Source organism: Pseudomonas fluorescens, from assembly GCF_902497895.1.
Classification (GTDB): domain Bacteria; phylum Pseudomonadota; class Gammaproteobacteria; order Pseudomonadales; family Pseudomonadaceae; genus Aquipseudomonas; species Aquipseudomonas fluorescens_BP.
Genome location: NZ_CABVHQ010000016.1, coordinates 33,151 through 44,479, shown reverse-complemented (window position 1 = coordinate 44,479; position 11,329 = coordinate 33,151). Strand labels below are relative to the sequence as shown.

The window sequence follows — 11,329 nt, the reverse complement described above, 5'->3', positions numbered from 1 at the left end:
ACAGGGGTATTGCGCTTACATCAAACCGGCGGCAATCGCCACTCGATCGGCGTCTCGCCGTTCTGCTCGAGAAACTTGTTGGCCCGGCTGAAGTGCCCGCAGCCGAGGAAACCGCGATAAGCGGACAGCGGCGACGGATGCACCGAGGTCAGTACCAGGTGCTTGGTCGCGTCGATCAGTTTCTGCTTGCTCTGTGCGTGGGCGCCCCACAGCAGAAATACCAGGTGCGGCTGGCGTTCGCTGACGATCTCGATCACCCGATTGGTAAAGTGCTGCCAGCCCTTGCCCGCGTGGGCGTTGGCATTGGCCCGCTCCACCGTCATGGTGGTGTTGATCATCAGCACGCCCTGGTCGGCCCAGCTTTGCAGGCAACCATGGGCGGGGATGTCGATGTTCAGGTCGCGTTTCAACTCTTTATAGATGTTCACCAGCGACGGTGGCGCCGGCACGCCCGGCTGCACCGAGAAGCACAACCCGTGGGCCTGACCCGGGCCGTGGTACGGATCCTGGCCGAGAATGACCACCTTGACCTTGTCCAGCGGCGTGGAGTTGAGCGCGTTGAAAATCATCGGTCCCGGCGGATAGATCTCCTTACCCGCAGCGCGCTCCTGTTGCAGAAAAGTGCGCAACTCTGCCATGTAAGGCTGGTCGAATTCGCCGCGCAAGGCCTCCTTCCAGCTCGGTTCGAGTTTGATACGGTCGTCGGAAGTCATTACAAGGTCCAAAAAAACAATGGGCGCACCCTAAGAAAGCCCGCCACGCTTGTCAATTGATCTGACGCAGAACCGGCACTTTCCCACATTGCGATCATACTGAACGCTTAAATTCCAAATCGAGGTCACGATGAATCTGCACTTCGAAGAACTGACCGGTACCGACGGCGCGCGAATCGGCATCGCCAGCCTGGATGCCGAAAAGTCCCTGAACGCCCTTTCCTTGCCGATGATCCATGTCTTGAGCGAGCGTCTGAACGCCTGGGCAAAAGACCCGGAGATCGTTTGCGTACTGTTACGCGGCAATGGCGCCAAAGCGTTTTGCGCAGGCGGCGAGGTCCGCAGCCTGGTTGAAGCCTGCCGTGCTCATCCCGGTGAAGTCCCACCCTTGGCCGGACATTTTTTTGCGGCGGAATACCGCCTCGACTACAGCCTGCACACCTATCCCAAACCATTGATCTGCTGGGGGCATGGCTACGTGCTTGGCGGCGGCATGGGCTTGTTGCAGGGTGCCAGTATCCGCATTGTCACGCCGAGCAGCCGCCTGGCCATGCCAGAAATCAGCATAGGCCTGTACCCGGATGTTGGCGCCAGTTGGTTCCTTTCGCGTCTGCCGGGCAAGCTCGGATTGTTCCTCGGTCTGACCGGGGCCCATATGAATGGTCGGGATGCGATCGATCTGGATCTGGCCGACCGTTTTCTGCTGGATGAACAGCAGGAAGAACTGATCGAAGGCCTGCTGCAATTGAACTGGCAGGAACAGACCGCCATGCAACTCAACAGCCTGCTCAAGGCGCTGCAGCAGGAGGCCATCGGGCAGCTGCCCGAGCCGCAATGGTTGCCGCGGCGCCCGCAGATCGACGAGCTGCTGGATGTCAGTGATGTGCGCTGCGCCTGGCGCGCCATCAGCCTGCTGCGCGATCACAACGACCTGCTGTTCAGCCGGGCGGCCAAGACTCTGATCGGGGGTTGCCCGCTGACCGCGCATCTGGTCTGGGAGCAAATTATCCGCGCCCGACATTTGTCCCTGGCCGAAGTATTTCAGATGGAATACACCATGAGCCTGAATTGCTGCCGCCATCCGGAGTTCAGCGAAGGGGTGCGCGCCCGACTGATCGACAAGGATCAGAAGCCCCATTGGCATTGGCCGGATATCAATACGATCCCGGATGCGGTGATCGAGGCGCATTTCCACAAGGTGTGGGAAGGCCGGCATCCGCTGGCAGATTTGTCCGACTACTGAACATGAAAAAGCGGCGCGTGATGCGCCGCTTTTTCATGGGTAGGCTTAGCGGTTATGGCGTCCTGTCTGACCTCAGTTCGCGGCCGTCCCTATTAGTTGCAGCATCCGCAATAACCACCCCGTCACTCAACTTTCCTTCAATCAGAGGCTCGCCGCCAGCCCTATTTTTCAGCACATCCCGAATAACTTCGTTCGCGGCAAAATAAACCGACCAATAATGGTCATTATGACAATATGAGCGTACCACCAACATTAATATATCTGCGGTAATCTCGGAGACCCTGATATCAATACCCGGTTCAACCAACACATCAGGCACTGCACTTAACCGTCGCCTGAGCAAAGCAATAACAAGTTGATCATCCTGCTCGATAGGCAGCGCAACGTTCAATTCAACGCGACGAAAAGAATTGCTGGAAAAATTCTGAATGTTGTCGGAAAAAACTTTATTATTGCCGACCAACGTCACGACATTATCTGCCGTAATAATGGTGGTCGCGAAAAGTCCGATCTCAGCTACCGTACCAATGACGCCGCCCGCACTGATCTCGTCTCCCACCTTGAACGGGCGCAGCACAATAATGAAGCCGCCAGCCGCCAGATTCGCCAGCAAACCCGACCACGCCATCCCGATAGCCAAGCCAACTGCCGCCAGTATCGCCGCAAAGCTGGTGGTTTCAATGCCGCAATAACCCAGAATGGCAATGACTAAAATAATATTCAAAGTCACGGTCACAAAAGACCCGACATAGCGCAGGACCGTAGGGTCCAGTTTCTGCCGCGTCATGGACTGGCGCACAAACTCGACCACTAAATTTATTATCCACCGCCCCACAATCCAGAACACGACGGCGGAAATAATCTTGAGACCAAAAGCATATCCGTATTCGACCACCATGTTGGCAAAAGCGCCCATTTTATCGACACTGGCATTCGCTACATTACTGATCTCATCCATGGCGGCTGCTCCACACTCATTACATGCACTCGACTTTCGTTCGACCCACTACTTTCACACCATCCTCGCATGCAGATTCACGGAAAAATGACTGCTTGTCTACTGTCATATTTTACAGGTCACATGCCTTATCCGTTGAACATATTCTTGATAGATAATGCGGACTCGCACGATGATATCAGTGCAATTTCATCAATAAATACAACACAATCCTCTCGTTTTTGGTAACAGCCGCCCACCATTCTCTAGCGATTTCCTACTATTGAAAAAACCTTGTGCGCAATAGCTTTTATCCGACTATTAAACTTGCGGGCATAAAAAAGCGGCGCGTGATGCGCCGCTTTTCGTTGGAAGGCTTAGCGGTTATGGCTTCCCCTGTTACTTCTGTCGCCATGATCGCCGCGTCCGTTGCGCTCACCTCGATTGTGGCGATCGCCACGGCGGTTGTCGCTCTGGCGGTGATGGGAATCCCAGCCTCGGTTCGGATGAGACCGGTGTACCGAGCGTGGAGCCTGCTGGTAATGCCGTGGAGACTGATAGTGCCGTGAAGACTGGTAATGGCGTGGAGACGACTGGTAATACCTGGGAGAAGGCTGGTAATGCCGGGGCGCCGAGTAGTATCGCGCTGGCGGAGCATAATAGCGGCTCCGGTCCTGGTAGTAAGACCCGCCACCATTGTAATACGGAGACGGCGAGGTATAGACATCAGAACGGTAGTAGCTCGATCCTCCATCGTAGGGCGCACACGCCGAAAGAGACAAACCCAGTACAACAATCAGAAGAAGTCGTCGATACATGGCGGCCTCCTGGACCGCGAATGAGCACACACCAGCGACGCTGGGCGGCGACAGTCAACAATTAGCCGGCTGTCGAAACATCTGACAGCAGAATCGGGATCTGGTGCGCCTCCGCAATACGTTGATACAAGTGGCCCGAGACAGCTTCTCCGATGGCCGAATCCCGGGCATAAGAAACGGCGCGTCCTTCAAAGGGAGGCACCGCGTGATTCGAGCACCAGGAAGCTGGTCGGCGTCAGCCAATACAGTCCACGGATTTGAAGCGCCGACGGCCTGAATGCAAATCTTCTGACCCGTGGCGACACCCGTCACTCAAGAACCGAAAACACACAACCACCTTCTTCTTTGCTGGTGCATACGTACATGTGTAACCCGGTAGGTGACTTTCTTTTCTTCCAGTTCTCTCGATCCAGCAGACGCACCGAGAGCTGAAGATCTTCGTTGGCACGGAAATTCAGGTCGACTATTTCATTGGACGCTGTGCGGTACATGCATCGACGCAGTATTCCCCTCTCCATACCCTCGGTCGGGTTCGAAAAATAGACCGCCCTGATGAACCGCGTTGTGGCTGCAGGGGCATCCGAAGACAGCGCACCGATCCATTGTCCTTGGTGACTTACTGTTGGAGCGGTGTATATGCCCTGTTTATTTTTGATTCTTTCTGGTGTTGGACAGTGATCAATATCCAGCGCCCAACCACTTACCGGCAGCGCGAAAAACAACGGATAAAACACAAATCTGAGCATCAAGAGTTCCCTCTCATCAAAAAATCACGGCGAGGAAGAACTCGCCGCTCTTCCTCTGCTGGTGACTCTCTTTCGTCATCCTTCCACTTCAGAAAAAGCACAAACGCCTGGGGCCTTGTTCGTGCATTCATACAATACAAGACCCAACTCGGTCGTTATTTCTTTCCAGTTCTTGGCATTCCTGAGTTTAACCGCGACGTCCGGAGTTTCGCCCGGGCGATAACGCATATTCATTGATACACCGTCTTGGGTTTTATATTCACAATAGCCCACAGTTCCAACTTTCCCGCTCTGGTTGCCACTGGGATAAAATACACCGCTCTCGAACGAGCTGATGGCCGACGCGGGCCCGCGACTCATGACGCCAAGCCATTCGCCTTTGCCGCTGGCGGTCGGAGCCGTGTAAATGCCGTTAACCCCCTGGATATCGCGTGGGCCCGGGCAACTTTCGAAATTTACTGCCCATGAACTGGCAGAAAAAGCCAAAGGTAAAACAGCGGCGATAATTTTAAACATCATAAACAGCACCTCAAAATTATTTAATAAGTCCGCCTCACTGCTTGCCTCACAGACAACGTTAAAACGGGCACTTACTGAGGTTATCTGGTGGTGGATATTTCACAACATGAAAGCCTGTAGGCCTTATCTGATAAAAGCATCAGAAAATAACAAACCGCCTTTTCAGACCGTATTCCATTGCGGTGCAAGAACGCACTATCACTAGGCAAAAAAGACGGGCAAGTCGGATCGCCGTACCGCCGCTTCCACAAGGTTTTGCGCAAACCTTGTTGACGGAGAGGCTCAGGGCGTGAAGACGGCCTTGCGGTCAATAGAGATTCCGACCGGTATCCGTCCGAATACCCCTGCAAATGAAGCAGTTATTTCCGGCCCGTGCCATTAGAATGCCTGCACCCGGTCTCTGCCAACGGAATCGCTATGCTGCTTCGCTCCGCCCTGTATTCGCAACGCTCGCTGGTGCTCACGCTGATCGCGTTGCTGGGCTGTGGCTTCCTCGCCACCTCCTTGCTCAGCTACTACGCCTCGAGGGCATCGATTCGCGACAGCATCGTCAATACCGAGCTACCGCTGACTTCCGACACGGTCTACTCGGAGATCCAGAAAGACCTGGTCCGACCGATCCTGATTTCCTCGATGATGGCCCGCGACACCTTCATGCGCGATTGGGTCGTAGCCGGCGAACGCGACCCCGAGCAAATGACCCGTTACCTCAACGAGGTCATGACCCACTACAACGCCTACACCGCATTCTTCGTCTCCAACAGCAGCCTGACCTACTACCACGCCAAGGGTGTGCTGAAGAAAGTCAGCGCCGACGAACCCCGTGACATCTGGTACTTCCGCGTGCGCGACATGACCGAGCCATATGAGATCAACGTCGATCCGGACCTGGCCAACCACGACAGCCTGACCTTCTTCATCAACTATAAAGTCTACGACTACAAGGACCAGTTCATCGGCACCGCCGGTGTCGGCCTGACCGTCGACGCGGTGATCAAACTGATTGACAAGTACCAGCAGCGTTACCAGCGCAGCGTGTACTTCGTCGACACTGTCGGGCGCATCGTCCTCACCGGTGCCGAGAGTGGACCGCAAGGCGCGCGGGTCGGCCAGTCCCTCAGCGAACTCGACAGCATGAAAGACCTGCTGAGCAAATTGCCCAAACCCCACAGCGGCAGCTATGAGTATTCGGCCCAGGGCCAGGGACACTTTCTCAACGTGCGATTCATCCCCGAGCTGAACTGGTACCTGTTTGTCGACAAACGCGAAGACAGTGCGCTGAGCGAGATTCGCCAGTCGCTGTACCTCAACCTGCTGATCTGTCTGGTCGTCACGCTGGCCGTACTGGCCCTGCTCAACCGCGTGGTCAATCGCTACCAGCGCAAACTGGAAGCTTATGCCACCCTCGACAGCCTCACCGACCTGCCGAACCGCCGCGGCTTCGACCTGCTGGCGATCCAGGCCATGCACGAAGCCCAGCGCGAACCGAAACCACTGACCGCGTTGCTGCTGGACCTGGACCATTTCAAGCGCTTGAACGACACCTACGGCCACCTTGCCGGTGATCTGGTGCTGACCGGTTTCGCCCGCGACCTGGAAAGCTGCCTGCGCCAGTCCGATATCGTCTGCCGCTGGGGCGGAGAAGAATTCATCGTGCTGCTCAAGGACACCGACAGCAGCAAAGGCCTGATGATTGCCGAGAAGATCCGTCGACAGATCGAGCAACAGCGTTATACCTACGAGGGGCAATCGCTGCAGGTCACCGTCAGCATCGGCCTCACCACCCTGCAAGCCGATGACACCCTGCACAACCTGCTATCGCGTGCCGACCAGGCAATGTACCGTGCAAAACAATCTGGCCGTAACCGAACCTGCGTGGAAACGCCCCACTTCATTTATGAACAAACCTGACCTTTGCCCAGCCTGCGGCGCCCGCAACGACTGCAGCCTGGCCGATCCGCGAACCGCCGACCAGGCCTGCTGGTGCTACGCCGTCAGCATCGACCCGGCGGTGCTCCAGGCGCTGCCCGCCGAACTGCGCGACAAGTCCTGCCTATGCCCGGGCTGCGCCCAGGTCGAGGTGCAGTTGCAAGCAGGCGCCTGGTCAATCGCGTAAGATGCACGGCCCTTTTCCGATCTGCCGATAGTCATGCGCGTTGACCGTTTCCTCAGCAACCTGCCCCGCTTCAACCGCAAACAAGTGCGCTTGCTGCTGGTGGAACGGCGGATCAAGGTCGACGGCCAGGTCGTCAGCGACCCGCACTTCGAGGTGCGCGAGTTCAGCCGCGTGGAGTATGACGATGAAGTGCTGCAGGCCGGCAAGCCGCCGCGCTACTTCATGCTGCACAAGCCACCGGGCTGCGTCAGCGCCACCCGCGATCCGCAACACCCGACCGTGCTCGACCTGATGGATGAACCCGACAAGCACGACCTGCACATCGCCGGGCGGCTGGACTTCAATACTACCGGCCTGATGCTGATCACCAACGACGGCAGCTGGTCGCGGCGCCTGACCCAGCCGCAGACCAAACTGGCAAAGATCTACTACGTCGAAACCGAACAGCAGATCGGTCCCGAATACGCGCAAACTTTCGCCCAAGGCCTGTACTTTGCATTCGAAGACCTCACCACCCAGCCGGCCGAGCTGCTCGTACTGGGGGCAAAATCCGCGCGCCTGAGCATCGTCGAGGGCCGCTATCATCAGGTGAAACGGATGTTCGGCCACTTCAACAATAAGGTCCTGCGCCTGCATCGCGAACGCATGGGGCCGCTGGTGCTCGACGCCGCCCTCGCCCCCGGCGAATACCGCCCGCTGACGGCCGAAGAAATCCAGCACATCTAAAACCCGCTGCCAGGTCACTACCATTCAGCAGAAAGTTGCCGATCAACTCACCAACGGCACTTGCAGGATGAGTTGCACCCTGCTTGAATCAAGCCGTCGGCCGAATTGTGACCGATGAGTCACCCACATACTTGCAAGAAACTTTTTGTCGGCAGAGAGTTCCCAAGGCTCCACCCACCGACAGACTGCCCGCCAATAACAATACCCGTCGACCAGGCTGTAACGGATCGACATGGGCCTCTAAATTCCAGGCGTATGCCTACCTGTCATAAAGCTCGTGCAATCTCATTGCGCGCATACCCGCTTGCCAGGAGTCTTACGACATGAGGCCAGAAATCGCTGTGCTGGATATACAGGGTCAGTACCGGGTTTACACGGAGTTCTATCGCGCAGACGCCGCAGAAAAGACCATCATTCTGGTCAACGGCTCAATGGCCACTACTGCATCGTTTGCCCAGACCGTGAAGAACCTGCACCCGCAGTTCAACGTCGTGCTTTACGATCAGCCCTACGCGGGCAAGTCCAAAGCCCACAACCTGCATGAGAAAATGCTTACCAAGGAAGTCGAAGGGCAGATCCTCCTGGAGCTGATCGACCACTTCGCCGCCGAACATGTGCTGTCGTTCTCCTGGGGTGGCGCCGCGACCCTGGTCGCCCTGGCGCACCGGCCACGGCGCATCGAAAAAGCCGTGATCAGTTCGTTCTCCCCAGTGATCAATGAACCGATGCGCGACTACCTCGAACGCGGTGTCGACTACCTCGGCAGCCGGGATGGCCACCGGGTCGGCAACCTGGTGAACAGCACCATCGGCAAACACCTGCCGTCGTTGTTCAAGCGCTTCAACTATCGCCACGTCAGCACCCTGGCCGAGCACGAGTATGGGCAGATGCACTTCCACATCAGCAACGTGCTCAACAGCGATCGCCTGTGCTATATCAACGCGGCGAAGAAAATCGACATCCCGGTGCTGTTCATGAACGGTGAATGGGACGAATACACCGCCGCCGCCGACGCGCGAATCTTTGGCAACCACTTGCGGCACAGCACCTTCAGCACCCTCCAGGCCACCGGACACTTTCTCGACATGGAACACAAATCCGCCTGCCGAGACAGCCGCAACGCCTTGCTGGGATTTTTGAAGCCGGCCCAACATGAAAACCGACCGCGTTATCAGTACGTCAAGGACCACCATGCTTTGGCCATTTGAAACAGCGTCATCGCGGGTCAGCCAGCGCCCCTAAGGATCACGCAATACCTGTGGAAGCGTGGCTTGCCCGCGAAAGACCGCAACCCGGTCGCTCATTTCACCTGCGCCCCAATCGTCAGCGCTGACCCCAGCCGCCGTCGACGACTGAAGGCCGCACGCCGTCATCCGCAAAAAAACCGCGCAAAACACAGATTCCTCAAAGAAAAACTTCAAATCCCCGCCCACATCTGGTACAAAGTCAGCCGCTCTGAGCGGGTGTCGTATAATGGTATTACTCCAGCTTCCCAAGCTGATAACGAGGGTTCGATTCCCTTCACCCGCTCCACTATTTTCAAGGCCTGTAGCTGTGTTCAGCCTTTACCGCATCCCACTGGGGGCCGTATTGGGGGACGTTTGATGAAATCAGTCGCAAACAGCCGCAAAGCCTGACCCCACCCCCCGCATAGGTGCCAATCCTAAAATCCGTGGGGGTTCGAAAAAAAAGTAATATTAGTAATATCCCCTCCGAAAATCAGCTACAGCCCGCGTAGATCAAGGCGTTCAGCCGTTTTATGAAAAGGCGATATTTGAGCGATAGGAAGGCGATATTATTACCTTTCTATAAAGCTATATTTCCATTCTTTAAAACCCAATGAATCCGGGGGTTTGGCGGAAATATTACCTTTCATATCGCTTCGTATTACCTTCCCTTGTAATACCGGAATCCCAGTAAAACCGGGGCCTCCAGCCCCATTACCGACCCCGTATCGCTGATATCGCTCTTTTTGAAACGTCCTCCCTATCCTTAAGAATGAATCTCAATTAAAAAGAGTTTTTCATGAGGCACCCTGTCGGGCGAAGGAATCAACCCCGTCGTGGATGGCCGACTATCGCCAAACGTACAGTCATCTGCGTTACGTGTAGACAACTGATACACGCCGTGGGATGATCTGTTTCGGGGAAAAGCTCCCCCTACCCAGAAAGCAAAAATACGCAAAACACTAAAAGAACTCCCACCGCCAGAGGTAAGCACCATGAATCTTCAAATCAGCCGAGCGACAACGACATGAAGCTAAGGAGGTAAGCCACCAACCACCACGAAGACCAAGGAAAAGACCATGACTAGTTATCTATTGCGTGCGGAGTCCGCTGCAACAGAAAAAACCAAATCCGTCCCGCTCAACATGCGGGTCGATTTTAAGAAACGAGACTTGATCGATGTGGCCGCAGCTATTTCGGGGAGTGATCGAACCAGCTTCATCCTGGATGCTGCTTGTAAAAAAGCAGAGGAAGTCATTCTGGATCAACGCCTGTTCGTCCTTGCTGACGATGCCTTCGACGCTTTCGAGCAAGCCTTACAGAATAATCCCGTAAGGAGTAACACATGCGTCCGGAAGCTGCTGAACAGACCCTCTCGCTGGAGCTGAGTGCACCGGTAAAGCTGAATGAGACCCACAATCTGGATCCCTTCGATTGTGGTGAGGAGTCGATCAACGAGTACTTGAAGAAAAAGGCTATCAAAGCCCAGGCGTCTAAGACCGCCACCGTGCTTGTCACTTGCATCAAAGGCACTAATACCGTCGTCGGCTATTACACATTGTCGAACGGGACGATAATGCGGGCAGATGTCGTACCTAAGAAAGCGCAGCGCAACTCGCCCCAACAGCACCCGATCACGGTCCTGGGTCGCATGGGGGTGTGTAAGACGCTCCAGGGTACCGGACTGTCGCTAGATCTGATCCAGGATGCCGTTCTTCGTGCGCTTGCCGCCGCTGAAGAAGTTGCATCAACAGCACTCGTAGTCCATCCGCTTAACGATCGGTTGGTGGGGCTTTACGAGAAGGCCGGATTTCTTCGCTGCCCGCAAATTTCCCCGATCACGATGATGCTTCCTTTCACCTGATTGGTACCGCACAGCCACTGGCCGCACTCAACTGCGGCCGGTGAAATGCTCTTCCACATCCTCATTTTCATCTCCTGTGGCATCAATACAACGGGCGAGCCACGTAGTGCAGAGTGTTTGGCTAGGTTGTGAAAACGACTGAAATCACGGAGAAGCCCTGCTGCCATGGCTTGCAACTGCTTGAAGCGCTCTATCGTTGAGCCGAAAATCTCAACTGTTGTGACCCATTCAAAATCTGAAAACAGCCCAAACCCCGCGCTTTCGCGTTTTTCACTCAATGAAATCAGGGGCTCCAGCGCCGCCCCTTCCGTGACCGCCCCGCTTGCCACTGTGCAACCACGCTGCATTTCCTTTCAAAACTTTGCACTCTGTGAAATGGCCGATCGCCTGCAGAGCCCCACGGCCCGCCTAGGCTGCAGGT

12 protein-coding genes and 1 tRNA gene are annotated in these 11,329 nt (G+C 55.7%); 8 read left to right on the top strand and 5 right to left on the bottom strand.

Features of this window, described 5'->3' with window-relative positions; all coding sequences use genetic code 11:
- Nucleotides 1–20: 20 nt before the first annotated feature.
- Complete coding sequence (ung, locus tag F8N21_RS10585) at nt 21–713, bottom strand: uracil-DNA glycosylase (RefSeq protein WP_150642074.1); 693 nt, start codon at nt 711–713, stop codon at nt 21–23.
- Nucleotides 714–843: 130 nt separating this feature from the next.
- On the opposite strand from ung, the gene F8N21_RS10580 reads away from it, so the two are divergent.
- Nucleotides 844–1,956 carry an enoyl-CoA hydratase/isomerase family protein gene (locus tag F8N21_RS10580; protein WP_150642073.1) on the top strand — a complete coding sequence of 371 codons (1,113 nt, stop codon included), beginning with the start codon at nt 844–846 and terminating at the stop codon, nt 1,954–1,956.
- A 52-nt stretch (nt 1,957–2,008) separates the two neighbouring features.
- Here F8N21_RS10580 and F8N21_RS10575 read toward each other — a convergent pair whose 3' ends face one another.
- From F8N21_RS10575 to F8N21_RS10560, 3 genes are all read right to left on the bottom strand, one after another.
- Nucleotides 2,009–2,914 (bottom strand): mechanosensitive ion channel family protein, encoded by a 906-nt coding sequence (locus F8N21_RS10575; RefSeq protein ID WP_150642072.1) that lies wholly within the window; start codon nt 2,912–2,914, stop codon nt 2,009–2,011.
- Between the two features lie 1,105 nt (nt 2,915–4,019).
- Complete coding sequence (locus tag F8N21_RS10565) at nt 4,020–4,457, bottom strand: DUF3757 domain-containing protein (RefSeq protein ID WP_150642070.1); 438 nt, start codon at nt 4,455–4,457, stop codon at nt 4,020–4,022.
- Between the two features lie 75 nt (nt 4,458–4,532).
- Nucleotides 4,533–4,976, bottom strand: coding sequence for a DUF3757 domain-containing protein (locus F8N21_RS10560; protein ID WP_150642069.1), 444 nt, complete (start codon nt 4,974–4,976; stop codon nt 4,533–4,535).
- A 417-nt stretch (nt 4,977–5,393) separates the two neighbouring features.
- Here F8N21_RS10560 and F8N21_RS10555 point away from each other — a divergent pair, with 417 nt between their 5' ends.
- The 7 genes from F8N21_RS10555 (at nt 5,394) to F8N21_RS10525 (ending at nt 10,908) form a co-directional block, all read left to right on the top strand.
- The gene (locus F8N21_RS10555) at nt 5,394–6,887 is read left to right on the top strand and encodes a sensor domain-containing diguanylate cyclase (protein WP_150642068.1); all 1,494 of its coding nucleotides are present in this window, start codon (nt 5,394–5,396) and stop codon (nt 6,885–6,887) included.
- Nucleotides 6,874–7,092 carry a cysteine-rich CWC family protein gene (locus F8N21_RS10550; protein ID WP_150642067.1) on the top strand — a complete coding sequence of 73 codons (219 nt, stop codon included), beginning with the start codon at nt 6,874–6,876 and terminating at the stop codon, nt 7,090–7,092. Before F8N21_RS10555 ends, F8N21_RS10550 begins: the two co-directional genes overlap by 14 nt.
- A 33-nt stretch (nt 7,093–7,125) precedes the next feature.
- Entirely contained in the window at nt 7,126–7,818 is a 693-nt protein-coding gene (locus tag F8N21_RS10545) for a pseudouridine synthase (RefSeq protein WP_150642066.1), read from the top strand.
- Nucleotides 7,819–8,141: 323 nt separating this feature from the next.
- Complete coding sequence (locus tag F8N21_RS10540; RefSeq protein ID WP_150642065.1) at nt 8,142–9,026, top strand: alpha/beta fold hydrolase; 885 nt, start codon at nt 8,142–8,144, stop codon at nt 9,024–9,026.
- 251 nt (nt 9,027–9,277) lie between these two features.
- Nucleotides 9,278–9,351, top strand: a tRNA-Gly gene (locus F8N21_RS10535).
- Between the two features lie 772 nt (nt 9,352–10,123).
- Nucleotides 10,124–10,432 (top strand): DUF1778 domain-containing protein, encoded by a 309-nt coding sequence (locus F8N21_RS10530; protein WP_150642064.1) that lies wholly within the window; start codon nt 10,124–10,126, stop codon nt 10,430–10,432.
- Complete coding sequence (locus F8N21_RS10525) at nt 10,390–10,908, top strand: GNAT family N-acetyltransferase (RefSeq protein WP_150642063.1); 519 nt, start codon at nt 10,390–10,392, stop codon at nt 10,906–10,908. The genes F8N21_RS10530 and F8N21_RS10525 overlap by 43 nt, the downstream gene beginning before the upstream one ends.
- On the opposite strand, the gene F8N21_RS10520 is transcribed toward F8N21_RS10525, so the two are convergent.
- Nucleotides 10,839–11,255, bottom strand: a complete 417-nt coding sequence (locus F8N21_RS10520; protein ID WP_150642062.1) for a hypothetical protein — start codon at nt 11,253–11,255, stop codon at nt 10,839–10,841. The genes F8N21_RS10525 and F8N21_RS10520 overlap by 70 nt on opposite strands.
- Nucleotides 11,256–11,329 lie beyond the last annotated feature (74 nt).

Coding starts and splice junctions, on each gene's coding strand:
- F8N21_RS10555 (WP_150642068.1), top strand. CDS start 5,394: ATGCTGCTTCGCTCCGCCCTGTATTCGCAACGCTCGCTGGTGCTCACG.
- F8N21_RS10550 (WP_150642067.1), top strand. CDS start 6,874: ATGAACAAACCTGACCTTTGCCCAGCCTGCGGCGCCCGCAACGACTGC.
- F8N21_RS10525 (WP_150642063.1), top strand. CDS start 10,390: ATGCGTCCGGAAGCTGCTGAACAGACCCTCTCGCTGGAGCTGAGTGCA.
- F8N21_RS10540 (WP_150642065.1), top strand. CDS start 8,142: ATGAGGCCAGAAATCGCTGTGCTGGATATACAGGGTCAGTACCGGGTT.
- F8N21_RS10530 (WP_150642064.1), top strand. CDS start 10,124: ATGACTAGTTATCTATTGCGTGCGGAGTCCGCTGCAACAGAAAAAACC.
- F8N21_RS10545 (WP_150642066.1), top strand. CDS start 7,126: ATGCGCGTTGACCGTTTCCTCAGCAACCTGCCCCGCTTCAACCGCAAA.
- F8N21_RS10575 (WP_150642072.1), bottom strand. CDS start 2,914: ATGGATGAGATCAGTAATGTAGCGAATGCCAGTGTCGATAAAATGGGC.
- F8N21_RS10565 (WP_150642070.1), bottom strand. CDS start 4,457: ATGCTCAGATTTGTGTTTTATCCGTTGTTTTTCGCGCTGCCGGTAAGT.
- F8N21_RS10520 (WP_150642062.1), bottom strand. CDS start 11,255: ATGCAGCGTGGTTGCACAGTGGCAAGCGGGGCGGTCACGGAAGGGGCG.
- ung (WP_150642074.1), bottom strand. CDS start 713: ATGACTTCCGACGACCGTATCAAACTCGAACCGAGCTGGAAGGAGGCC.
- F8N21_RS10580 (WP_150642073.1), top strand. CDS start 844: ATGAATCTGCACTTCGAAGAACTGACCGGTACCGACGGCGCGCGAATC.
- F8N21_RS10560 (WP_150642069.1), bottom strand. CDS start 4,976: ATGATGTTTAAAATTATCGCCGCTGTTTTACCTTTGGCTTTTTCTGCC.